The following is a 21,946-nucleotide window of genomic DNA, read 5'->3' as shown; positions in this document are numbered from 1 at the left end:
TCGCGGCGGTTTTCTCACTGATGTGAAGAAGTGTCGAGTACGCCGCGCAGGGGGCGCAGGCCGTCTTCGACGTACGCGGCGATGGGGCGCTCGCCGCCGTCGAGGTACCACTGCTCCAGCGCGGCGAAGTAACCGAACGCGAGGGCGTTGGCGATCACCCGGGCCTGCGTCTCGTTGACCCCGCCCCGCTCGGCGATGATCGGGGTGAGGCGCTGCCCGGCCCGGTCGAGGGTGGCGCAGACGGCCATGCGGACGGACGGCTCGGCGAAGAAGTAGCGGACCCGCCGCCACGGGCCCTTGCCGGCCTGCGGGCCGTCGCCCGGCGGGGACTCGTACGCGCGGACGGCCCGCACCAGGCTGCCGACCGGGTCGGCCGGGTCGAAGATCCCGGCGAGCGCCTCGGGGCTCATCGCGTCGAACTCGATGTCGGTGACCACGATGCCCTCCTTCGTGCCGAAGATCCGGTAGACCGACGACGGCGAGACCTCGGCGGCCGCGGCGATCTCCTCGATGGTGACGGCGGCGAAGCCGCGCTCGTCGAACAGGTCGAGGGCACGTTCCTGGATGGCGCGCATGGCTTTGAGGCGCCAGCGCTTGCGAAGCCCGCTCATGGCGAACACCGTATCAGCAAGTCACTGTCTCAAGGAATTGACTGTCTGGGTGAAGCTTGCTTACAGTCACTTTCTCCAGACAGTCACTTTCTGAAAGGGGTCACGTCATGACCACGCCACGCGGCCGGACCGTCCCGGCGCTGCTGTACACCGGCGCGGCGCTCACCGCCGTCGCCGCCCTGTTCCCGTTCGTGGACAAGGCCGTGCTCGCCGGCCACGTCAGCGCCGGCTACCCCTCCTACGCGCCCGGCGAGATCGACGCCGCCGTCACCGCGTACCTGATCATCCTCGGCGCCGTCGGCCTCCTGGGGCTGGCGGGCTGGCTGGGCACGGTCTGGGCGGTCCGCGCCGGCAAGCGGTGGGCGCCCTGGCTGGCCGGCGGGCTGCTGGTGAGCGCGATCCTCATCGCGGTCGCCGCGCTGACCATCAAGGACACCTCGGGCGACGTCGGTCTGGCGCCGCTGCTCGGCTGGCTGCTGGTGCTGCCGTGCATACCGGGGGCCGCGGCGGTCGCGCTGTGGAGAAAGGCGCGATGACCGGTACGCGTTTGGCGCGGGCGGCCGGGGCGCTCAAGCGGGCGATGTACCGGGGCGGTCGGCCCAACGCGTTCATGCGGCTCGTGAACAGGCTGGACGCCCTCGCGTACGGGGCCGGGTGGTTGTCGCCGCGCCAGGCCGCCGTGCTGAAGGTGGCGGGGCGGCGCAGCGGGGCCGTCACGTCCGTCCCCGTCGCGGTCGCCCGCCACGGCGGCCGGGAGTTCCTCGTCTCGATGCTCGGGCCCGAGGCGAGCTGGGTGCGCAATGTGCGCGCCGCCGGGGGCGTGGCCGTGCTGCGCCGAAGGGGCCGCGAGCAGCCGGTCGTCCTGCGCGAGGTGCCGGTCGGGCAGCGCGCCGAGATCCTGCGCCGGTACGTCGCCGTCGCCCCCGGCGCCCGCCCCCACGTCGGCCTGGGCCCGAGGGCGCCGATCGCGGACTTCCGCCGCGTCGAGGAGCGCCACCCCGTTTTCGGCATCTGCCCCCGCTCGTGAGGGGCCGCGGGTCCGCCCCCGCCCCTGAGGGGCGGGGGCCCGGGGGTCACATGGGGGCGGGGGCGAGGTGGCGGCCGCCGCCGAACGCCTTCACGCGGCAGTCGTTCTGGATCTTCTCGATGTCCACGTCGTCGCCGGGGACGCTGCCGTATCGCCAGCCGATCGCGTTCGGGTCAGAGCCGGGGGCCGGGGTCAGGTGCACGTCGAAGCCGTGCGCCTTCAGGCAGGCGACCTCCTTCCTGACGCTCTTGGCGTAGTGCGGGTTCGTCTTGGGGCTGAGCTCGGGCGGCAGCAGCGGCTCCTTGCTCCTGCACGCCTGCCGCGCGGCCCGCTCCGCCCGGTCGTTCCACGGGCCCTTGCTCGGCATGCCGTGCTCCTTGAGGCAGGCGGCGTAGGCGAGGCGATGTCTGCGGACCTCGGCGGCGGTGCTGTCCAGGCGGAGCTGCGGCCGCTGCTCCTCCGGGGAGGCGGCAGGGGCGGGAGCGGCACTCGCCTTGGCGGTCGCGGGAGCCGGAGCGGGGGAGGGGGCGTTGGCCGGGCCGGTGGCGGCCGAGGCGGCGCCGCAGGCGGTCAGGAGGCCGCAGGAGAGCGCGGCGACGGCGAGCGCCGCCGCGTCGCGGCGATCACGGAAGGTTCTCATGCCGCAGCAGGATGGTTCCCTGATGTCAGGAACTTGTCAGGAACCTTTAGCGCTCGGATGAGGAACCGGGATCCGGTGGGGAGGCAGCCCGCCGGCCCGCCTACGATCGCCCACTATGGGTGCATACGTCCTGGTGGCCGAGGATGACGTGAAGCAGGCGGAGCTGATCCGCCGCTATCTCGAACGGGAGGGCCACGCCGTCGCCACCGTGCACGACGGCCGCGCCGCGCTGGACGAAGCACGTACGCGGACCCCCGACCTGCTCGTGCTCAGGACCTCGCCATGGCCGAGGCGGGCGAGCTGCGGCTGCGCCGCGAGCCGGTCGAGGTGGCCGACCTGCTGGCCCAGGTCGCGACCGCGCACCGGGCGGGCGCGGAGCAGGCGGGCGTCACGCTGCGCACCCGCGCGGACGGTGACCTCCGCGCCTTCGCCGACCCCGTACGGCTCCGCCAGGCCGCGGGCAACCTGGTGTCCAACGCCGTCCGCCACACCCCGCACGGCGGCGCCGTCACCCTGCACGCCCGCCGCGACGGCGACCACGTGCGCATCGACGTCGCCGACACCGGCACCGGCATCGCCCCCGACGACCTGCCCCTGGTCTTCGAGCGCTTCTGGCGGGTCGAGAAGTCGCGCAACCGCCGCACCGGCGGCAGCGGACTCGGCCTGCCCATCGCCCGCAAGCTCGTCGAGGCCCACGGTGGCACGCTCACCGCCACCAGCACGCCGGGCAGGGGCTCGATCTTCACGATCCGCCTGCCCGCCGTGGTTCGCGGCGAAGAACAGGGGTAGATCGTGGCCTGGCGTTTCCTCTACAACGTCTGGCATACCCCCCGAAAGGGCATGAAAGTCTCTGTGGATGATCCGTGGGGCTTCGGCAGCTTCCTTCAAGGGGCCAGCTCGTGCCCGCCGCCCCGGCACACCTTCGTCCGCCTGCCGCCCATCCGTTCCGAGCGGCCGGCGTTCGACCCGCACTACCTTCACACCTCCGGCGGCGAGCGCGGCCCCGCCGAAGACGACTGACCACGCAGGGCGGTGATGAGCGATGCACCTGTCGGACCGGGAACGGCGGATCCTCGCCGAGATCGAGCTCGACCTGCGCAGGAGCGATCCCGCCTTCGCCCGCCGCATCGACGCGCTCAGCGCCGCCGCCCGCCGCAAGGGCTTCGGGTCGCGCGGCAGCCGCAGGGAGATCGCGGGCCTGCTGGCCGCGGTCGCCGTCCTGACCACGGTCATGGTGTTCGTGGTGATCCTCGCCGGGCATGCCGCGCCCCCGCCCGCCGGGCCGCAGCTGCCGCCCGTGTCCCAGGTGGAAAACCCCTTGGATGAACGCGGACAGTAGTCTTACTCTTACTTTCGGTAGCCGAAAGGAAGGGTTTCCATGAGGAAGTTCATCGTCACCTCCGCGTTCACCGCCGCCATCGTCGTGGGCGGCGCGGGCGCCGCCTACGCCTCCCAGTACGTCGCCTACGAGGGCCCCGGCTTCACCGGCAGGAGCGTCGTCATCGACCGGTGCGGCGTGTCCAACATCCCCTACCACGGCTCGTACAAGTGGTACGGCGACGGCCAGAGCGGACGCATGTACAACCAGCCCAACGCCCAGGGCGTCGCCCACTTCACGCTCGCCTCCAACAGGAACGCCGAGCAGCGCACCCCGGTGGGCTGGAAGAGCATCTTCATCGTCTGCTGACGTCCTGCTCCCCGCGATGAGCCCGGCTGGCCCGGCCGGGCTCATCGGCGTTCCGTACGGACGTCGGCGCCGGCGTGCGTGCGCCGGGTCCGGTCGTCAGGGCCGTGCCAGTCGAGGCACATGACGCTCGCGTCGTCTTTCAGATGCCCGCCGCAGAGCTCGGACACCGTGGCGGCCAGTGTCCGCACCACCTCGCGCGGATGGTCGTCGGCCGTGGCGCGGATGAGCGCGGGCAGGTCGAGCTTCTCCGCCGCGCGTTCCTGCATGCCGTCGGTGTACAGCACCAGGCGGTCGCCGGGACGCAGCGCGAGGTCCTGAACGCGATGCTCGACGGGAAAGGGGAAGCCGAACGGCGGGTCGATCTCCAGTGTCACCTCCTCCACCTCGCCGTCGCGCAGCAGCAGCGGCCACGGGTGGCCGGCGTTGACGAGCCGCAGCCGGCCGTCGCCCAGCGACAGGCGCAGCAACTGGCCGGTGGTGAGGGCGCCCGGCATGTGCTCCAGCAGGGCCTCGTGCGTGTGGCGGGCCTGCTCGGCCAGGCTGCGAAAGGCGCGGCGCGCCTTGCGGGAGGCGCTGACGATCAGCGTGGCCATGAGCGCGGAGTCCACCTCGTGGCCCATGGCGTCGGTGATCGACAGGTGCAGCGTGTCATGGTCGAGCGTGTAGTCGTAGCTGTCGCCGCCCACGCTGTCGGCCGGCACCAGCACGGCGGCCAGCACGAACTGCGCCGCCTCGCAGGTGGGGGAGGACGGCAGGAGCTGCTGCTGGATCTCCGCGGCCAGGTTGACCGCCCTGGTGCGCTGGCCCCAGAGGTAGAGGTCGGTGAAGCGGCGGTCGGTGACGACGATGTAGGCCAGCGCGTGGGCGGCCTGGCTGACCTGCTCCAGGACCTCGGGCCCTGCCTCGGGCAGGGTCAGCTCCAGCAGGCCGATGGCGTCGCCGCGGTTGGTGACGGGCGCGATCACCCGGTACGCGTCGTCTTCGGGGATCAGCGTCAGCCGCTGGGTGCGCAGCGCCTCCTCGTACGGGCTGTCCGCGAGAGGGATGTGCTCGGCGCCGCGGTCCCGGCGCGCGGCGATGGTCTCGGTGATGCGCACCACCTGGCGGCCCACCAGGTCGAGGAAGAGGAACGACACGCTCGACGCCGTGAACCGCTCACGCAGGTCCGCTGCCACTACGGCGATCGACTTGACGGGAGCGGCGTTCTCCGCCGCCGTGAGGATCTCCGCCAGGGGGAGCGGTACCTGCGTCATGAATGCCTCCTTGATCTGTACACCGTCCTTCCCGTCCATGGGATGGGCACCCACGAGCGACCGGCTCGCTCGCCGCAAGAATCCGCTAATACGAATTATTAGTGGGTTATCACCTCTTGACGCCGTGATCGGTGAGGTTCCAGACTCGTCGCTAATGCGCATTACCCGAGGAGTACGACCGTGGCCCGACGCCTGACCCAGCAGGACATCGCCCGCATGGCGGGAGTGAGCCAGACCACCGTGTCACTGGTGCTCAACAACCGCGCGGACAGCGAGGTGCGCATCTCCCCCGAGACCCGCCAGCGGGTGCTGCGCGTGATCAGGGAGACCGGCTACATCGCCGACCCGGCCGCCCGAAGGCTCGCCGAAGGACGCAACCGCATCCTCGGCGTCTTCACCTACGAGGCGGTCTTCCCCGCCACCAGCGCCGACTTCTACCACCCGTTCCTGGTCGGCATCGAGGAGTGCGCCGAGGAGGTCGGCTGTGACCTGCTGCTGTTCACCAGCGCGCGGGTCACCGGGCAGCGGCGGCGCATCTTCAACGAGGACAGCCGGGTCCGGCTCGCCGACGGGTGCGTGCTGCTCGGCCGTACGGTCGACCGCGACGACCTGGCCAGGCTGATCGCCGACCAGATCCCGTTCGTGTCCGTCGGCCGGCGCGACGACGCGGGCGGGCCGGTGCCGTACGTCGGCGCCGACTACGTGGCCGCGACCCGCGCGCTGGTGGAGCGGGCGGCGCGGCTGGGCCATCGCAGGCTCGTCTACGTCGGCACGGGGGAGGGCGCCGAGTCCACGGCCGACCGGTTCACCGGCTTCCAGGCCGCGGTGACCGGCCTCGGCGTGGAGTCCGTCCAGGTGCGCCCCGACCGGCCCGGACTCCTGGAGGCCGTACGCGCCACCGGGGCCGGCGCCGCCTTCTTCGAGGAGCAGGCCGACGCCGTCGTCTTCATGCAGGCGGCGGCCGAAGGCGGCCTCGCGGTCCCCGAAGACCTGTCCGTGGTCACGCTCGGCTCGGCCACCCGCCCCGTCCGCACCGACACCGACTTCGCCGGCTTCCTCATCCCCCGCCGCGAGATGGGCCGCAGGGCCGTCGAGCTGCTGACCAAGGTGCTCGAAACCGGCGGCACCCCCCAGGAACTCCTGCCCTGCGAGCTGATCGAGGGCTCCACACTGATCGGAAGGTAACCCCTCACGTGGTCGAGATGAAAGCAGACGCGGTCGTGGTCGGCGGCGGGCTGGGCGGCGTGGCCGCCGCGCTGGCCCTGCTGCGGGCGGGCCGCACGGTGCTGCTGTCGGAGGAGTACGCCTGGCTGGGCGGCCAGCTCACCAGCCAGGCCGTGCCGCCCGACGAGCACTCCTGGGTGGAGCGCTTCGGCGTCACCGCCAGTTACCGGGCGCTGCGCGACGGCATCCGGCAGTACTACCGCGACCACTACCCGCTCACCCCGGCCGCCAGGGCCAAGCGGGAGCTGAACCCCGGCGGCGGCCATGTGAGCAGGCTCTGCCACGAGCCGCGCGTCGCGGTCGCGGTGATCGAGGCCATGCTGGCCCCCTACCGGGGGTCGGGGCGGCTGCGGGTGCTGCAGCCGTACCGGCCGGTCGCCGCCTCCTACGACGGCGACCGGGTCAGCGCGGTGCTGCTCAGCGGCGAGGGCCGCGAGGTGTGGGCGAGCGCGCCGTACATCCTGGACGCCACCGAGACCGGCGAGCTGCTGCCGCTGACCGGCACCGAGTACGTCACCGGCTTCGAGTCGCAGGCCGAGACCGGCGAGCCCAGCGCGCCCGCCGAGGCGCAGCCGCTCAACATGCAGGCGGTCTCGGTGTGCTTCGCGATGGATCACGTGGACGGCGACCACACGATCGACAAGCCGGAGTCGTACGGCTTCTGGCGGGAGTACCAGCCGCCCTTCTGGGGCGACCGGCTGCTGTCGTGGCGTTGCCCGCACCCGCGCACGCTGGAGATCGTGGAGCGCGCCTTCACCCCCAACCCCGACGACGACCCGCTGCTCGTCGAGGCCGACCAGCGGGTCAACCCGGGCGACGCCAACCTGTGGACGTTCCGGCGGATCGCCGCGCGCAGGACGTTCGCCGAGGGCGCCTACGCCAGCGACATCACGCTGGTGAACTGGCCGATGATCGACTACCTGGAGGGCCCGGTCATCGACGTGCCGGACGCCGAGCGGCACCTGAAGGCGGCCCGCGAGCTGTCCCTGTCGGTGCTCTACTGGATGCAGACCGAGGCCGGCTTCCCCGGGTTGCGGCTGCGCGGCGACGTCACCGGCAGCGCCGACGGGCTCGCCCAGGCCCCCTACATCCGCGAGTCGCGCCGTATCAAGGCCCTCTACACCGTGGTGGAGCAGGACCTGTCGTACGCCGTGCGCGGTGACAAGGGCGCGGTCACCTATCCCGACTCGGTCGGCGTCGGCATGTACCGCATCGACCTGCATCCCTCGACCGGCGGCGACAACTACATCGACGTCGCCAGCTCCCCGTTCGAGATCCCGCTGGGCGCGCTGATCCCGCGCCGCATGACGAACCTGCTGCCCGCCTCCAAGAACATCGGCACCACCCACATCACCAACGGCGCCTACCGGCTGCACCCGGTCGAGTGGAACATCGGCGAGGCCGCGGGCGCCCTGGCGGCGTTCTGCCTCGACCGGGGGACCACGCCGCACGCCGTACGAGAGAGCGAGCCCCTGCTCGCCGACTTCCAGCACAGGCTCACCCGGGACGGCGTCGAGCTGCGCTGGCCCGCTGTCACCGCGTATTAGGGAGACCCCACCATGAGGGCAATGATCCCCGCCGTCGCCTTGTTGACCCTGGCCGCCGCCTGCGGGAGCGGCGGGGAACAGGCGGCGGCGCCGGCCGGCCCCGCGACGCTGCGCATGTCGATCTGGACGGCCAACGAGGACCACCTCAAGCTGTTCAACGAGATCGCCGCCGGCTACACCAAGGCGAAGGTCACGTTCGAGTCGATCCCGATAGACAGCTACACCACCACGCTCACGACGCAGATCGCCGGCGGCAAGGCGCCCGATCTGGCCTGGATCCTGGAGGGCTCGGCCCCCGACTTCGTGGAGTCCGGCGCGCTCGCGCCGCTCACCAGCAAGATCCAAAACGTCGGCGAGCTGGTGCCCGCCGCGACCCGGCTGTGGCAGAAGGACGGCGAGCTGTACGCCTACCCGTTCTCCACCTCGCCCTTCGGCGTGTTCGTCAACACCGACCTGCTGCGCGAGGCGGGCAGGAAAGTGCCCGCCAAGGGCTGGACCTGGCAGGAGGCCATGGACGCGGCCTCCGCCGTGGCAGCGAAGGGCAAGGCGGGGCTGGTCGTCGGCGACTGGGACTACAAGAACTGGACGAACCTGGCTTCCCTGTGGGAGGGCTGGGGCGCCGAGGCGTGGAGCGACGACGGCACGACCTGCGGCTTCAACCAGCCGCCCATGGTCGAGGCGATGACGTTCCTGCACAAGTCGATCTTCACGGCCAAGGCGCTGCCGGGACCCGGCACCACGGTCGACTTCTACTCCGGCGACGCCGCCATGATCATCACCCAGATCTCCCGGGCCGGCCTGCTGAAGGACGCGACGTTCGACTGGACGCTGCTGCCGCTGCCGCACGGCCCCGCCGGCGAGTACTCCGTGATCGGCCAGGCCGGCATCGGCGTCATCAAGAAGTCGCCGAACGCCGAGGTGGCCACCGACTTCCTCGGCTACTTCACCAACCCGGAGAACTCCGCCAAGCTCGCCCGGTTCTTCCCGCCCGCCCGTTCCTCGCTGCTCAACGTGGACACGCTGGCCACGTCGAACCCGCTGCTCAAGCCCGAGCAGTTGCAGGCGGTCGTCATCGACGGCATCCCCAACGGGGTGGTCAAACCCAGCCACAAGGGCCAGGAGGAGCTCATCCAGACCGGCCGCGCCGCGCTCGACGCGCTGTGGCAGCCCGGCGCCGACCCCAAGACGGTGCTCGACGGGGTGTGCGCGAAGATCCAGCCCCTGCTGGGGTCGTGAGGATGGCCGTGCTCACCGCAGGCAGCGCCGAGCCGCGCACCGCCGGCCGCTTCTGGACCGTACGGCGCCGCGACTACCTGGTCGGCTACCTGCTCATCACCCCGCAACTCGTCGGCAGCGTGCTGTTCGTGCTGCTGCCGCTCGCGCTCGTCGGCTGGTTCAGCCTCAACGAGTGGAACGTCCTGGCCGGTACGTTCGAGTACGTCGGCCTGGACAACTACGCCAAGCTGGCCGCCGACCCGCAGCTGCGCGACTCGCTGACCGCGACCGCGATCTTCTCCGTCGGCCTGGTCGTGCTCAACCTGACGCTGGCGCTGCTGCTCGCGGTGCTGCTCAACCAGCGGCTGCGCGGCACCGTGGTGTTCCGCGCGCTGTTCTTCTCGCCGGTGCTGGTGTCGCTGGTGGCCTGGACGATCGTCTGGCAGTTCCTGCTGCAGCCGTCCGGCGGCATCAACGCCGTGTTCGGCGGCGGCCCCAACTGGCTGCGCCAATCGGGCACCGCCATGCTGTCGGTGATCGTCGTCCAGGTGATCAAGAACGTCGGCCTCAACATGGTGCTCTTCCTCGCCGCGCTCCAGGGCGTGCCGAAGCAGCTCTACGAAGCCGCCCAGCTCGACGGCGCCGGCGCGTGGACCAGGTTCCGCCGCATCACGGTGCCGCTCATCAGCCCCACGATCCTGCTCACCTCGATCATCACCGTCGTGGGCTCGCTGCAGGTGTTCGCGCAGATCGCCGTGCTCACTCAGGGCGGCCCGGGCACCTCGACCACCGTCCTCGTCTACTACCTCTACCAGCAGGCCTTCCCGTTCCATCACTTCGGGTACGGCGCGACGATCTCCGTGCTGCTGTTCCTCATCGTCGGGGCGCTGACCCTCGTGCAGTGGCGCATGCGGAGGAAGTGGGTCTACCTTGAGACTTAAGCTCATCCTGTACGCCGTCCTCTGCGTCCTGTGCGTGCCGTTCGTCTTCCCGACCTGGTGGATGATCACCACGTCGATGAAGCCCATCAGCGAGGTCTTCGACTTCTCCCTCATCCCCCAGGTGTGGGACCTGTCCAGCTACGCCCGCGTCTTCGAGATGCAGCCGTTCGGGCAGCAGTACCTCAACAGCCTCTACATCTCCCTCGTCGTCACCGCCGGCACGATGGCGGTTGCCGCGATGTCCGGCTACGCCTTCGCCCGCATCCGCTTCCCCGGCCAGAACGTGCTGTTCGTCGTGGTGCTGGTGGGCCTGCTCATCCCGAGCGAGGTCACGATCGTGCCGTTGTTCCAGATGTTCAACCGGCTCGGCCTGATCAACACCCACTGGCCGCTCATCATCGTGCCGATCCTGGGCGCGCCGAGCGTGCTGGCCACGTTCATCATGCGGCAGTTCTTCCTCACCCTGCCGGGCGAGCTGGAGGAGGCCGCCAGGGTGGACGGCCTGGGCCGTTTCGGCACCTTCTACCGGGTCGCGCTGCCGCTGGCGAAGCCCGCGCTCGGCGCCGTCGCCATCTTCACGTTCCTGCACTCGTGGAACCTCTACCTGGAGCCGATCGTGTACCTGTCGACGCCCGACATGTTCACCCTGCCCCAGGCGCTCACCCAGTTCGTCGACGCCTATGGAGGGCCGCTGTGGAACGTGCAGCTCGCCGCCGCCTCGATGACCGCCGTGCCGATCCTGATCGTCTTCGTCCTGGCCCAGCGCCAGTTCATCGAAGGGCTTGCGCACACCGGGCTCAAGGGGTGATCACTGACGCGCTCCCCTCGTGACGTCGTCGCGCCGGCATCGACCACAACCGTCAGTCCCAGGTGAGCCGCTGTTCCAGCAGGGCCTGCTGGGCCGGGTTGGTGGTCAGGTGCAGGGCCCGCTCGTCGGCGTCCCCGGCCTCGGTGGGCGCCAGGTGCGGCGTGGTGGGTGATCTCGTCGGCGTGCTCGGCGAACCACCGCCCCACCGCCTCGTACGCGGCCCGCTGCTCCAGCTCGCCCATGGCCTCCAGCTCCTCGGCGAACTCCTCGGTCTCCACGAACATCAGAGCGGCGGTTCCGATACTTTGATCCTCATGTCCCCTGCTTTATCCGTCACCTCTCGCACCGCGTCAGCGGCCCCCGCCCGGCTCGCCTGGCTGGACGCCCTGCGGGGGCTCGGCGCTCTCGCGGTGGTGGGGGAGCACCTGTGCACCTGGGCCATGCCGTGGCTGCGGCCCACCGCGTTCAATCTCGGCGTCTATGGCGTGCTGGTGTTCTTCCTGGTCAGCGGCTACATCATCCCCGCCTCGCTGGAGCGGCACGGTGACGTGCGGGCCTTCTGGATCGGCCGGTTCTTCCGCCTCTATCCGCTCTACCTGGCGATGATCGCGCTGGTGCTCGTGCTCGCCTGGTGGATCCCCGTACGGGCCGAGGTGCCGCGCGACCTGTCCTCCGTGGCCGCGCACGCCACCATGCTCATGGACGCCGTGGGCACCGCGGGCGTGCTGAACACCATGTGGACGCTGTCGTACGAGATGGTGTTCTACCTGCTGGCCGCCGCGCTGTTCACGGCGGGCGTGCGGGACAGGTGGGGGCTGCTACCCGGCCTGTTCGCGGTGCTCGGCCTGGCCGCGGGGCTGGCCATGATCGCGCCGCCGCTGTCGGGCGGGTGGCTGTCCTGGGTGACGTTCGGGTTGTACGCGGTCGGGCTCGCGTGCGTGGTGTCGGGGCGGGGCCGTACGGTGGCGGCCTGCGCGCTGGGCGTGATGGCGCTCGCGCTGGTGCTGCTGAGCAGCCGCGTCCCCTGGTTCGGTGCGGCGATCCTGGCGGTGATGTTCGCCGGCACGGCCGTGCACCGGTGGGAACGCGGCGCGGGCCCGCTCTGGCCGGTCGCCGCCACCGGCCTGCTGGTGGCCGCGCTGCCGCTGTGGGCGCGCAACGCCGGCTGGTGGTGGGTGCAGCCGAAGGTGTGGGGCCTGACGATCCTGCTGGCCGTGCTCACCTTCGCCGCCGCCATGGCCTGCCGGTCCCGTACGCTGCCCGCCGCGCTCACCTGGCTCGGCACGATCAGCTACTCCCTCTACCTCGTGCACCTGCCGCTGCTGCTGATCCTCATGCGGGTGGTGGGCGAGCTGCGCGCCGCGCCGGCGGCTGCCCAGCTCGGCGCGGGCGCGCTCTTCCTGGCGCTGCTGCTGCCGCTCAGCTGGCTCAGCCACCGCTGCATCGAACTCCCCATGCAACTCGTCGGCCGCCGCCTGGTCAAGGGGCGAGACCGTCCATCAGCAGGTCGAGCAGGCGTTCCGCCTGGTCCCGCTGGCGGGGGTCGCCGGCCGCGAGGGTGACGCCGGCCAGCGCCATGAGGATGTCGCCCGCCGGTACGTCCTCCCGCAGCACCCCCTGATCGGTCCCGGCGCGGCGCAACCCCTCGACCGCGGCAGTGAGCTGCTCGCGGGTCTGCGAGCCGAGCTCCGCGTCGCCGCGCAGCAGCGTCTTGAGCGTGTCGGCCATGCCCTGCTTGGTGACCAGGTGGTCGAGGACCTCCGACATCCACGCTCGCAGGGCACGGTCGGCCGGCAGCTCGGCGAGCAGGGCGGCGGGGCGGTGGGCGAGCCTGGCCGTCTCATAGCGGTAGGTGGCGTCGACCAGCAGTTCGCGGGTGGGGAAGCGCCGGTAGAGGGTGGCGATCCCGACGCCGGCGTCCCTCGCGATCTGCTTCAGGGTGGCGGCGGCGCCGTCGCGCGCGAAGGCCGAGGCCGCCGCGGCGAGCAGCTTGTCCTCGTTGGCCCGCGCGTCGGCCCGCATCGGCCGGCCGGACTCAGGCATGGAGTCGTCCTTCTTCCGAGTTGCTATGTGGAGCCGGGTCCGCTTAGTCTCCAAATAAGCGGACCCGACTCCGCTTATCCGCGACGGTAGCAGACGCCCCGCCGTGCCATCACTCGATCACGAAAGGCGGTCCCGCCATGCGCTACCGCACGCTCGGAAGCACAGGAGTCCAGGTCAGTACGTTGTCCCTGGGCGCGATGATGTTCGGCCGGTGGGGTAACCCCGACCACGACGCCTCGATCGGCGTCATCCGTACGGCACTCGACGCCGGCGTCAACCTCATCGACACCGCCGACGTCTACTCGGACGGCGAGTCCGAGGTCATCGTCGGCAAGGCGATCGCCGGGCGGCGCGACGACGTCGTCCTGGCGACCAAGGTGTCCAGCCCCATGGGCCCCGGACGCAACGAGCGTGGCGCGTCCCGGCGCTGGATCATCCGGGCCTGCGAGGAGAGCCTGCGCCGTCTCGGCACCGACCACATCGACCTCTACCAGGTGCACCGGCCCGACCCGGCCACCGACATCGACGAGACGCTCGGCGCGCTCACCGACCTCGTCCGTGCCGGCAAGATCCGTTATGCCGGATCGTCGACGTTCACGCCCTCGGCCGTCGTCGAGGCGCAGTGGACGGCCGAGCGGCGGGGCCGTGAGCGGTTCGTCTGCGAGCAGCCGCCGTACTCGCTGCTCGTCCGCGGCGTCGAGGCCGACGTGCTGCCCACCTGCGAGACGTACCGGATGGGGGTGCTCGCCTGGAGCCCGCTGGCCGGAGGCTGGCTGACCGGGCGGTGGCGGCGGGACGCGGCGCAGGCGTCCAGCCACCGCACCCGGACGATGCCGTTCGGTCACACCCTGGCCCACTACGACCTGTCCGTCCCCGCCAACCAGGCCAAGCTCGACGCCGCCACCGCGCTGGCCGGCATCGCCGACGAGGCCGGCCTGACGCTGATCCAGCTCGCCCTGGCGTTCGTCACCACGCACCCGGCGGTCACCGCGGCGATCATCGGCCCGCGTACCGCGGAGCATCTGCACGACCAGCTCCAGGCCGCGGACGTCGTGCTGGCGTCCGACGTGCTCGACCGGATCGACCAGGTCGTGGCACCGGGCACCGACGTCAACCCGCACGACGCGAGCTACGGCGCCGCCGTCCTCGCCGATCCCCGGCGCCGCCGCCGCGCCGCCTGACCAAGGGGCGGCGCGGCGGCTCCCGGTCAGGAGGAGTAGGTCTCGTACTCGGCGACCCTGGGGGTGCCGTTCGAGCCGGTGATCCGGAACGTCACCTTTTTCAGCGACGTCGGCGTGAAGCTGATCGTGCCCGCCCCGGTGCCGGACTTCAGCACGGCCCCGTTGTCGGCGTTGAGCAGCTGCCACGACCCGATGGCGCCGGTCGCGCCGGACGCCTCGCGGATCACGACCCGGCCGACCGTCGTCGCCGAGCCCCACTTGATCGAGATGTCGCCGGTCGAGCCGGACGGCGACCAGTACGTGCTCATGCTCCCGTCACGCACGTCGCCGTAGCTCGTGCCGCCGGCCTTGCTGGAGCCGTCGGAGCCCGCGCCGAGGCTGAGGTTCGTGCCGCCGGGCGGGTCCGTGGGCGGGTCCGTGGGGTCGGTGGGCGGGTCGGTCGGGTCGGTCGGCGGGTGGGTCGGGGTGCAGTTGCCGTTCGACACCTGCAGGCCCTTGTTGGCGCCCGCCGTCCGGTTCACGATGTCGGGCACGCAGCTCGCGCCGTCGAGGGTGTAGGAGTAGGGGACGCTCACGCTGGTGTTGGACTGCGGGTTCGGGCCGGCCGGGTTGTGCTCGGCGTCGCGGCCGCCCCAGGTCACGTTGTCGAAGATGTTGCCGCTGACCTGCCAGTAGCCGGCCTCGTCGGTGTAGAAGGTGCCGAGGACGTCCTTGGAGTCCTCGAAGTAGTTGTTGTCCACCTTCGCCCGGGCGCCGGCCCGCGAGTTGATGCCGGACTCATGCAGGTTCCGGTAGTGGTTGTTGTACATGTGGGCGATGCCGCCGCGCAGCAGGGGCGTACGCGAGTCGATGTTGCTGTACAGGTTGTGGTGGAAGGTGACGTTCCCGTTGGAGCGGTCGCTCTCGCTGGAGCCGATCAGCCCGCCGCGGCCAGAGTTGCGCAGGATGCTGTACGACAGCGTCACGTACTGCGTGTTGTTCTTCATGTCGAACAGGCCGTCGAAGCCCTCCGACTCGCCGCCCGACGCCTCCAGCGTGACGTGGTCGACCCACACGTTGCGGACGTCGCTCTCCATGCCGATCGCGTCGCCGCCGTTGGAGGTGGGCGAGCCCGACTTCTTGACGTTCCTGACCGTGACGTTCTGGATGATGATGTTGCTCGCCTCGCGGATGTGGATGCCGAGCTGGTCGAAGACGGCGCCGTTGCCGACCCCGATGATCGTGACGTTGCTGATCTGCTTGAGCTCGATCACGCCGGCCGCGGTGTTGCAGCTGTTGCCGGACACCTTGCTGGTGTTGCCGTGGTTGATCGTGCCCTCGACCTGGATGGTGATCGGGGTGCTGCTGCTGGCCCGGCTGCAGAGGGCTTGGTGGATCGCGGTGCCCGTGGTGGCTCGTACGGTCTGGCCGCCCGCGCCGCCGGTGGTCCCGCCGTTGGCGGAGGCGAAGCCGGTGGCGTTGCCGGCCGCCGCGGCCGGTGCGGCCGCCGCCTGCAACATCGGCACGGCCGCGCCGACCGCCGCGGCCGTGACCGCCGCGGCGAGTGCCGCGCCGACGCGTAACACGACTGCTCGTCTCATGCTCGTCCCATCTTCGTCGTCGGATGCCGGGCTGCTGTCGGCAGCCGGGTCCTTGCCGGTCCGGCGCGTACGGGATGACCCGCACGCCGGATTCCCCCCAGCGAGTGCGCACCGCTCACATGAGTGACCACGTCCGTGTCCGTGAGTAGCGCCACCGTAGGAAAGCGCTTTCCCTCTGTCAATGCGCCGTGAAACTTTCATCCAGCCGGTACGGGCGGCGTCACGCCCGTTCCGGCCAGCCCTTTCGTCAAATTTCCTGCATGCCATCCGCCTCGATTCCTTGGCTGGGACGGCATCGGGAAAGCAGCGGGATACATTGGGAGGACCGAGGACTTTCGGGCGCCGGCGCCTCCCGCCGGCGTCGCCCCAGTCCGACTCACCGGTGGCGCTGACCAGGGGCGACGCCCATGTCCTGGCCGGCCGAGGGGGGAGTTCTCATGAAGGTCATCGACACCGCCCCGCTCGGCGTGGCGGGCCCCGGGCAGCCGACCATCCTGCGCCTCTACGGCGAGATCGACCTGTTCACCAGTGCGGACCTGCGCGAGCAACTGCTGGGCGCGCTGCACTACAGCACCAGCCTGCTCGTGCTCGACCTGTCCGAGGTGTCGTTCTGCGACGCCGCCGGACTGGCCGTCCTGGTCGACGTGCAGCAGCGCGCCCGCCCCATGGGCATCACCCTGGCGCTGGCGTCGCCCCGCCCGTTCATGTCGCGGCTGCTGCGCATCACCGGTCTCGACCGGGCCCTGCCCATGGTGGCCGGCACGCCGCCGAACGACGCCTGACCTCTCGGGCCGGCGCCGCCCGTTCCGCCTTGGTCGTCGACGTTCAGCGCGCTGACCCCGCCTTGGTCAGGTCGCCGAGCGCGCCCCCACCGTGATCACGCCCGCCGCGTGCAGGCTGGTGAGCAGCGTCCAGTCGTCGGCCGGGTCGAGCCAGACCTGCGACTCCTCCGGGCCCGACGGCCGCGGCAACGTCCCCTCAGGTCGGTAGTAGGACGTGATCAGCACGAGCGGCACCGGCGCCGTCCACTCCGCGGGCGTCGGCGGCTCGTGCCGGCCGCCCAGCAGCGCCGCGCGTTCCTCCGGCCCGCACTCGCCCAGCCGTCCTGCCGCCAGCTCCGCCTGCAACCGCACCTGCACGTCCAGCGCGAGACGGATCCGCGCCACCGCCCGCTCGCTGTCATCGCCCAGCGCGCCGTAGCCGGGGATGAGCATCGCGACCAGCTCGGCCGGCTCGTCGGCGTAACCGCGCAGGGCGCCGGCGGCGTGGATCATCTCGTAGCGGTACGGCGTGCCGTCGGGGTGGCGCGGCGCGGCCGGCAGCTGCCGCGCGGCGGAGACGTTCCGCACGATCACGCTCATACCCGGACCTCCGGAGGCGGTGGCGGCTTCCAGCGCTCGGGCCAGCGCGTCGCCGCGAACAGGGCGGCGAGCTGCTCCTTGTCAGCGGTGCGCCAGAAGATCTCGTCCATCAGCATGCGGAAGGACAGGCTGCCCGCCTCGGTGAGGTCGGGTGCGGAGCCCATGGAGCGCAGCCCGGCGTGGGTCCCGGGCTCCTCGCGCACGCCCGCGTTCGGCGGCAGGTCGAGCGCCGCCGTGCGGAAGGCGGCCTCCACCACGGCCAGCGACACCTTCACTTGCGCCTGGATGACGGCCGGGTCGAGCGAGCCGTCCCACATGCGGAACTCGATATGGCCCTTGGTGTCCTCGGTCATCCCGCCCATGTTCACGGCCGAGTGGTGGGGGTGATCCTGGCGCACCGCGCCGATCGAGCTGTAGCCGTGGGCAGGCAGTGGGTCGAACCGGCACCACGCCTGGCCCCGGTGGCTCTCCGTCGCCGGATTGTGTCCGAGCCGGTAGAGCGTGTCGCCATGGTTTCTGACGTATTCGGCCACGCTGACGTAGTTCGCCAGGTGGTGATCGTAATCACGGGTGCTCACGTGCACGTGCCCGCCGGTGTTGACCGTGGCGCTGCCGCCCCAGCCCCGGATGATATCGCAGGCCAGGAGGATGTTCATCCACGTCGCGGGCTCGTCGTACAGGATCGGTGAGACCAGCTCGCCGGATACCGACCTGTCCAGCTCCAGCCGCCAAAGACCGCGCCCGCCCCTCTCACCCGAGTGGTATCCGGCCCGGGAGGACGCGTGATACGGGTGCACATCGCCGTCAACGGTCAGACCGGCGGCGTGCAGGTCCCGGGCGATGTTCTCCAGATCGGCCCGGCTGCTGAAGCCGGGCAGCTCGAACTCGATCTCCAAACCGAACCCGCGCCCGCCGCCGCGGGCACCCAGCCCTGCGGTGGCGTCGTCGTACATCAAAGGGATCACCGGTTCGTCGCTGCCCGCGCGCCGCACCGCCGCCTCGTACGCCCGCAGGTAAGCGGGAAAGTCCTGGGTGAACGACACCTCCGGTGCATCCGGCCAGCGCCGCCACGCCTCGACCCGGGCCTGCAACGAGTCGACGTACTCCCGGACCGTCGGAGTGAGCGCCCGATCCAGGTCGGAGCCGGGCTCCATGTAGCCGCGCATCCCGTGATCGCCGAGGTAGTCCTCATATGCCCGAGCGTGCTGCGCCGCCGCGGCGTTCCTGGCCTCCCGTACGTCCGCGGGTGACATGCCGTGCAGGCCGGGCGCGTCCGCACGGGGGGCGGGCGGCATGAGCGGCTCCGGCCGGCTCAGCGCGTCGACCACGTCATGGCGGCCGACCGGGCCGAACAGGTCGAACCCGTTCCGCGCGGCCTCGGCCGCGCGTGCCGCCAGGTCCGCCACGTCGTATCCGGAACCGCTCTCGTCGGCCAGCCGGCGCAGCGGGTCGAAGCGCCAGATCGGCGTCGTCGGGTGCGGGCCCGCGAGCTCAGCAAGCCTGGCCGCGGCGCGTACCTCGCCGTCCCGTGTGAGCGGCAGGCCGTGCTCGGTGACGAGCCGCAGGCCGTCCCAAAGGTAGGGATCACGCTGCCGATGTGTTGTCAGCATCTCGGTCAGGTCGGTGACGTCCGGCGTGCCGGCCACGTCAGCGCCGTGCTCCTGCGCGTCCAGAGCCAGGCGGAGCAGATGCTCGACCGAGCCCGCCTGGTCGGTCTGGCGGGCCAGCTCCCGCAGCGGCATCGTCTCGGCTCGCGATCCATGGGGCGCGTGCGGGACGAGACCCATCAGGACGCCGAGCATGCGGCTCGCGGGGCCGTCCAGGTGCGGCAGGCCGTACCTCACCTGGCCCTGCAGGCCGTACCACCGCGCGGGGTCCTCCTGGTGGAACCGGCGTAGAGCGTCGTGGAAGCCCCCGGGCCCGGGCGTCGCCGGCGGCAGGAGGCCCTCGGCCTGTGCGGCCCGCACGATCGGATACAGCTCCTCGAGATCGCTCATGCCGTATCTCTGGCGCACGGGGTCGATGAACGCCCCGCTGACGGCTCCGTTCTCGGGCGTTCCCATCATCTCGGCCAGGAGCCCGGCCGCGCGTGCCTGCTCCGGCGTCGCGGACGGCATCAGATAGTCGTACTCGTGCCCGAGCCAGCGGTGACGGTCGGCGGGGTAGGCGCGGTCGAGCACGTCGGCCAGCTCGGCCTCGTCGCGGGCCGTCTCGGGCGCCATGCCCTGCCGCTGGGCGTCCCGGTAGAGCGCGACCAGCGGATCGACGGCCAGGACGCTGTCGAAGAATTGTTCAGCCAGGCCCTGGATGGCCCGGTTCGGCTCATCCGTTCCGACAATTCTCCCCATCGCGCCTACGGCCTCCGCCGTCGCGTCGTCGTGGTTCTCCACGTACATACGCCGTATGAGATCCCGGCCGCTTGCGACCAGGGCGGGATCCAGCGGGGCGGGGGTGTCGTCGGCCTGGCCGTTGAGCAGCCGCTCGACGCGCGAAGGGGCGTCGAGCGGGTCACCGGGGGCGTTGTGGGAGCCGGTCCTGTCGGCGCCGGGCGGGTCGTCGGGGACGCCGCGCGTGCCGTCCGGGTTCCAGCGGTGGACGATGGCCGCCGCCTCGGCGACGTTGCGTGGGCGCGGGTCGGCGATCGGTGAGAACCCGTCGCTGAGCGCCGGGGCCCAGGCGCCGTGCGGCGGCCCGGGCGCGGGCCCCGGCTGCGGCCTGCCCGCCGCCGGCGCGGCGGCGGTGGAGGCCGGGGCGTCCTCCGCGGCGACGCGTTCCAGCGCCGTACGGACCTCCGGCCAGGACGCGGCGAAGTCCGGGTGCAGGTTCAGCTGCGCCACCTCGCGCAACGGCACCCATCTCACGTCGATGGACTCGGGGGAGGCCGGCCACGCCTCGGCCCTGTGGGGCAGCTCGGCGATCACCGTGTCGTACGCCCAGCCGCCGTGGTCGTCGTGGTGGACCGAGCGCACCTGGACGTCGTCCAGGTTCAGCCGCACCTCCTCGCCCGCTCCCCGCAACGCGGCGGTGACGGGCGCCTCACCGCTGTCGCGCGCCTCGCCGACCGGCCCCCACAGCCCGCCGTGGTGCGTCTCCAGCGAGCGCAGCTGCATGAGCACGTGCACCTCGCCGCCAGGCCCGCGGTGGTACAGCAGCAGCCCGGCCCCCTCGGTGCCCCTGTGCCGGTGCCCCTGGGCGCACTCCGTGGAGGCGTCGCCCGCCCACCTCGTACCCAGGCCGCGCAGCAGGCCGGCGAGCGCCGGGTCGGCCGGGACGACGTGCGCCGGCCGCAGCACCGTGACGTCGCCCGGCCCCGCCATCACCACGAACTCGTGCAGCGGCAGCTGGCCCATCCCCGTCCACGGGGTCGCCAGCACGCGAGACGCCGGGACCACGGCGGCCATGACGGCACCGTCGCCCAGGCCCGTGTACCGCTTGGCCACGCCCGGCAGCGCCGTCCACGACTGCAGCGGCAGGCCGGGCGGAACCGGCACCACGTCCCCGGTCGAGGCCGCGGCCAAGGTCGGCATGCGGTGCGCCTCGTCGAAGGCCACGCCGCGATAGAGCACGAGCTCCTCGATGCCGTGCCGGCTCAGCTCGGCCTGGGTGTGCTCGTACTGGGTGCGCAGGAAGTCGCGCAGCGTCTCGCCGTGGCGGGCGTAGTCCCTGGCGCCCGTCTGACTCCTGGAAGGCCCGCCGTACGTCTTGAGGTCGAGGACCCCCTGCAGGCCGAACGCGTCCACCGCGGCCAGGTTCATCGCCAGCCGCGCCGGGAGCAGCTGGCCCCCGCCGCGGCCCCAGGACATCATCAGCTCTTCGACGCCCAGCCCGCGCACGATGGCGACCGCCTCAGGCGACGTGGCCGGCACCTCGCGCAGGATCCGGCGCCCGCTCACCTCGCCCGAGCCCCGCGTGAACGCCGGCAGGTCGTCGCCGGGGAGGACGTTCCAGGTCCGTGTCCTCCTGCTCGACGTGTGGAACTCGTAGTGCACCAGGACCATCCGGGGGTCGCCGAGCGCCTCCGCCAGGTGCGGCCTGCGGGCCACGGCCAGCAGGTCCTTCGTCGGCGTGGTCATCGTGTCCGTCAGCCGGCGCACGACCGCCTGATCGGCGCTCGACCAGGCGTGGAGGCTGATCGGCTCGTACGCGCCGTCCTGGCTGAGCAGGTTCGTCACCCGCTCGGACGGCCCCGTCACACCCAGCTCGGGCCCGGCCGGCACCGGCCGCACCCGCGCGGCCGTGTCCTGCCGGGGTGCGTGCCCGTTCTGGGCGGGGACGCGCTCGGGTTGCGCGGGCGGGTGGGCGTCCGGGGTCTGCGTGCGGGGGCTCTCGGTCCTCGGCGCGGGCGCGTGGTCCTGAGCGGGGAGGCCCGGCAGGTCGTGCGGCCGGGCAGGCGGGACGATCACGTCGGCCGGGCGGTCGCCGTTGACCTGGCGGGCGGGGGGCGGCGCGGTCGTGTCCGTGCGAGGCGGGGCGGCGACCGTCTGCTCGGTGGTCGTGGGGGCGTTCGGGTCCTGCTGGATCCTCGGCGCCGTGTGCGGGGTTCCGGGGGTGGTGTTCTGCCGGGTGTTCGGCGCGGAGTCGGCTGTGGCGTCGGCTGTGGCGTCGGCTGTGCTGTCGGCTGTGGTGTCGCGGACGGTACCGTCCGGCGTGGTGTCGCGTCCGGTGGGGCGCTGAGCGGGGGCCGCGTCGGCCTGGTCGGTGCGGGTCTCGGCCGTGCGCTGCTCGGTGGGCGTCTGTTCGGCCGGTTCCACGGGGTGGACGGCCGCGGCGACGGCAGGGACGGTCGCGGGCAGCGCCGAACTGGCGGGCAGGGCGCCGGGGGTGGCGG

20 protein-coding genes and 2 pseudogenes are annotated in these 21,946 nt (G+C 71.8%); 15 read left to right on the top strand and 7 right to left on the bottom strand.

Annotation, left to right across the window (positions count from 1 at the left end; genetic code table 11):
• Positions 1-14: 14 nt before the first annotated feature.
• Positions 15-611, bottom strand: coding sequence for a helix-turn-helix domain-containing protein (locus ABZW11_RS33925; RefSeq protein ID WP_355426208.1), 597 nt, complete (start codon positions 609-611; stop codon positions 15-17).
• 107 nt (positions 612-718) lie between these two features.
• Between ABZW11_RS33925 and ABZW11_RS33920 the strand changes: the two genes are divergently transcribed.
• A complete protein-coding gene (locus tag ABZW11_RS33920; protein WP_355426205.1) occupies positions 719-1,147 on the top strand; it encodes a hypothetical protein in 429 nt (142 codons plus the stop codon).
• A complete protein-coding gene (locus ABZW11_RS33915) occupies positions 1,144-1,638 on the top strand; it encodes a nitroreductase family deazaflavin-dependent oxidoreductase (RefSeq protein WP_355426203.1) in 495 nt (164 codons plus the stop codon). Before ABZW11_RS33920 ends, ABZW11_RS33915 begins: the two co-directional genes overlap by 4 nt.
• A 46-nt stretch (positions 1,639-1,684) precedes the next feature.
• Here ABZW11_RS33915 and ABZW11_RS33910 read toward each other — a convergent pair whose 3' ends face one another.
• Positions 1,685-2,278, bottom strand: coding sequence for a hypothetical protein (locus ABZW11_RS33910; RefSeq protein ID WP_355426200.1), 594 nt, complete (start codon positions 2,276-2,278; stop codon positions 1,685-1,687).
• 115 nt (positions 2,279-2,393) lie between these two features.
• Here ABZW11_RS33910 and ABZW11_RS33905 point away from each other — a divergent pair.
• The 5 genes and pseudogenes from ABZW11_RS33905 to ABZW11_RS33885 all read left to right on the top strand — a co-directional run.
• Positions 2,394-2,549, top strand: a pseudogene (locus tag ABZW11_RS33905) (response regulator); the annotation flags it as partial.
• Between the two features lie 11 nt (positions 2,550-2,560).
• Positions 2,561-3,067, top strand: coding sequence for an ATP-binding protein (locus ABZW11_RS33900; protein ID WP_355426197.1), 507 nt, complete (start codon positions 2,561-2,563; stop codon positions 3,065-3,067).
• Between the two features lie 15 nt (positions 3,068-3,082).
• Positions 3,083-3,298: pseudogene (locus tag ABZW11_RS33895) on the top strand (cytochrome ubiquinol oxidase subunit I); the annotation flags it as partial.
• A 22-nt stretch (positions 3,299-3,320) separates the two neighbouring features.
• Positions 3,321-3,617 carry a DUF3040 domain-containing protein gene (locus tag ABZW11_RS33890; protein WP_355426194.1) on the top strand — a complete coding sequence of 99 codons (297 nt, stop codon included), beginning with the start codon at positions 3,321-3,323 and terminating at the stop codon, positions 3,615-3,617.
• Between the two features lie 39 nt (positions 3,618-3,656).
• Positions 3,657-3,965 (top strand): MiAMP1 family antimicrobial peptide, encoded by a 309-nt coding sequence (locus ABZW11_RS33885; RefSeq protein WP_355426191.1) that lies wholly within the window; start codon positions 3,657-3,659, stop codon positions 3,963-3,965.
• A 41-nt stretch (positions 3,966-4,006) separates the two neighbouring features.
• Here ABZW11_RS33885 and ABZW11_RS33880 read toward each other — a convergent pair whose 3' ends face one another.
• On the bottom strand, positions 4,007-5,218 hold the full coding sequence (locus ABZW11_RS33880) for a PP2C family protein-serine/threonine phosphatase (RefSeq protein ID WP_355426188.1): 1,212 nt from the start codon (positions 5,216-5,218) through the stop codon (positions 4,007-4,009).
• Between the two features lie 180 nt (positions 5,219-5,398).
• Between ABZW11_RS33880 and ABZW11_RS33875 the strand changes: the two genes are divergently transcribed.
• From ABZW11_RS33875 to ABZW11_RS33850, 6 genes are all read left to right on the top strand, one after another.
• The gene (locus ABZW11_RS33875; protein WP_355426185.1) at positions 5,399-6,403 is read left to right on the top strand and encodes a LacI family DNA-binding transcriptional regulator; all 1,005 of its coding nucleotides are present in this window, start codon (positions 5,399-5,401) and stop codon (positions 6,401-6,403) included.
• Positions 6,404-6,420: 17 nt separating this feature from the next.
• The gene (locus tag ABZW11_RS33870; RefSeq protein ID WP_355426183.1) at positions 6,421-7,989 is read left to right on the top strand and encodes an FAD-dependent oxidoreductase; all 1,569 of its coding nucleotides are present in this window, start codon (positions 6,421-6,423) and stop codon (positions 7,987-7,989) included.
• Between the two features lie 12 nt (positions 7,990-8,001).
• Positions 8,002-9,225, top strand: a complete 1,224-nt coding sequence (locus ABZW11_RS33865) for a sugar ABC transporter substrate-binding protein (RefSeq protein WP_355426180.1) — start codon at positions 8,002-8,004, stop codon at positions 9,223-9,225.
• Between the two features lie 2 nt (positions 9,226-9,227).
• Positions 9,228-10,145 (top strand): sugar ABC transporter permease, encoded by a 918-nt coding sequence (locus ABZW11_RS33860; protein WP_355426177.1) that lies wholly within the window; start codon positions 9,228-9,230, stop codon positions 10,143-10,145.
• Positions 10,135-10,953 (top strand): carbohydrate ABC transporter permease, encoded by an 819-nt coding sequence (locus ABZW11_RS33855; RefSeq protein WP_355426174.1) that lies wholly within the window; start codon positions 10,135-10,137, stop codon positions 10,951-10,953. The genes ABZW11_RS33860 and ABZW11_RS33855 overlap by 11 nt, the downstream gene beginning before the upstream one ends.
• A gap of 164 nt (positions 10,954-11,117) precedes the next feature.
• The gene (locus ABZW11_RS33850) at positions 11,118-12,515 is read left to right on the top strand and encodes an acyltransferase (protein ID WP_355426172.1); all 1,398 of its coding nucleotides are present in this window, start codon (positions 11,118-11,120) and stop codon (positions 12,513-12,515) included.
• Here ABZW11_RS33850 and ABZW11_RS33845 read toward each other — a convergent pair.
• The gene (locus tag ABZW11_RS33845; protein WP_355426169.1) at positions 12,433-12,996 is read right to left on the bottom strand and encodes a TetR family transcriptional regulator; all 564 of its coding nucleotides are present in this window, start codon (positions 12,994-12,996) and stop codon (positions 12,433-12,435) included. The two genes, ABZW11_RS33850 and ABZW11_RS33845, sit on opposite strands and share 83 nt — an antisense overlap.
• A gap of 137 nt (positions 12,997-13,133) precedes the next feature.
• Between ABZW11_RS33845 and ABZW11_RS33840 the strand changes: the two genes are divergently transcribed.
• Positions 13,134-14,177 (top strand): aldo/keto reductase, encoded by a 1,044-nt coding sequence (locus ABZW11_RS33840; RefSeq protein WP_355426166.1) that lies wholly within the window; start codon positions 13,134-13,136, stop codon positions 14,175-14,177.
• A gap of 26 nt (positions 14,178-14,203) precedes the next feature.
• On the opposite strand, the gene ABZW11_RS33835 is transcribed toward ABZW11_RS33840, so the two are convergent.
• Positions 14,204-15,757 (bottom strand): pectate lyase, encoded by a 1,554-nt coding sequence (locus ABZW11_RS33835; RefSeq protein WP_355426163.1) that lies wholly within the window; start codon positions 15,755-15,757, stop codon positions 14,204-14,206.
• Positions 15,758-16,194: 437 nt separating this feature from the next.
• On the opposite strand from ABZW11_RS33835, the gene ABZW11_RS33830 reads away from it, so the two are divergent.
• A complete protein-coding gene (locus ABZW11_RS33830) occupies positions 16,195-16,539 on the top strand; it encodes an STAS domain-containing protein (RefSeq protein WP_355426161.1) in 345 nt (114 codons plus the stop codon).
• A 66-nt stretch (positions 16,540-16,605) separates the two neighbouring features.
• On the opposite strand, the gene ABZW11_RS33825 is transcribed toward ABZW11_RS33830, so the two are convergent.
• Both ABZW11_RS33825 and ABZW11_RS33820 read right to left on the bottom strand, forming a co-directional pair.
• Positions 16,606-17,118, bottom strand: coding sequence for a hypothetical protein (locus ABZW11_RS33825; RefSeq protein WP_355426158.1), 513 nt, complete (start codon positions 17,116-17,118; stop codon positions 16,606-16,608).
• Positions 17,115-21,946, bottom strand: a 4,832-nt coding sequence (locus ABZW11_RS33820; protein ID WP_355426155.1) for an NUDIX domain-containing protein, incomplete at its 5' end; no start/stop codon positions are given. The genes ABZW11_RS33820 and ABZW11_RS33825, both read right to left, overlap by 4 nt.

Source organism: Nonomuraea sp. NPDC004580, from assembly GCF_040609855.1.
GTDB lineage: Bacteria > Actinomycetota > Actinomycetes > Streptosporangiales > Streptosporangiaceae > Nonomuraea > Nonomuraea salmonea.
This window is presented reverse-complemented; position numbering and strand designations above follow the sequence as displayed.

Bases quoted from the DNA above. Each gene is read 5' to 3' on its own strand.
- ABZW11_RS33925 (WP_355426208.1), bottom strand. From the start codon at position 611: ATGAGCGGGCTTCGCAAGCGCTGGCGCCTCAAAGCCATGCGCGCCATC.
- ABZW11_RS33920 (WP_355426205.1), top strand. From the start codon at position 719: ATGACCACGCCACGCGGCCGGACCGTCCCGGCGCTGCTGTACACCGGC.
- ABZW11_RS33915 (WP_355426203.1), top strand. From the start codon at position 1,144: ATGACCGGTACGCGTTTGGCGCGGGCGGCCGGGGCGCTCAAGCGGGCG.
- ABZW11_RS33910 (WP_355426200.1), bottom strand. From the start codon at position 2,278: ATGAGAACCTTCCGTGATCGCCGCGACGCGGCGGCGCTCGCCGTCGCC.
- ABZW11_RS33900 (WP_355426197.1), top strand. From the start codon at position 2,561: ATGGCCGAGGCGGGCGAGCTGCGGCTGCGCCGCGAGCCGGTCGAGGTG.
- ABZW11_RS33890 (WP_355426194.1), top strand. From the start codon at position 3,321: ATGCACCTGTCGGACCGGGAACGGCGGATCCTCGCCGAGATCGAGCTC.
- ABZW11_RS33885 (WP_355426191.1), top strand. From the start codon at position 3,657: ATGAGGAAGTTCATCGTCACCTCCGCGTTCACCGCCGCCATCGTCGTG.
- ABZW11_RS33880 (WP_355426188.1), bottom strand. From the start codon at position 5,218: ATGACGCAGGTACCGCTCCCCCTGGCGGAGATCCTCACGGCGGCGGAG.
- ABZW11_RS33870 (WP_355426183.1), top strand. From the start codon at position 6,421: ATGAAAGCAGACGCGGTCGTGGTCGGCGGCGGGCTGGGCGGCGTGGCC.
- ABZW11_RS33865 (WP_355426180.1), top strand. From the start codon at position 8,002: ATGAGGGCAATGATCCCCGCCGTCGCCTTGTTGACCCTGGCCGCCGCC.
- ABZW11_RS33860 (WP_355426177.1), top strand. From the start codon at position 9,228: ATGGCCGTGCTCACCGCAGGCAGCGCCGAGCCGCGCACCGCCGGCCGC.
- ABZW11_RS33845 (WP_355426169.1), bottom strand. From the start codon at position 12,996: ATGCCTGAGTCCGGCCGGCCGATGCGGGCCGACGCGCGGGCCAACGAG.
- ABZW11_RS33840 (WP_355426166.1), top strand. From the start codon at position 13,134: ATGCGCTACCGCACGCTCGGAAGCACAGGAGTCCAGGTCAGTACGTTG.
- ABZW11_RS33835 (WP_355426163.1), bottom strand. From the start codon at position 15,757: ATGAGACGAGCAGTCGTGTTACGCGTCGGCGCGGCACTCGCCGCGGCG.
- ABZW11_RS33830 (WP_355426161.1), top strand. From the start codon at position 16,195: ATGAAGGTCATCGACACCGCCCCGCTCGGCGTGGCGGGCCCCGGGCAG.
- ABZW11_RS33825 (WP_355426158.1), bottom strand. From the start codon at position 17,118: ATGAGCGTGATCGTGCGGAACGTCTCCGCCGCGCGGCAGCTGCCGGCC.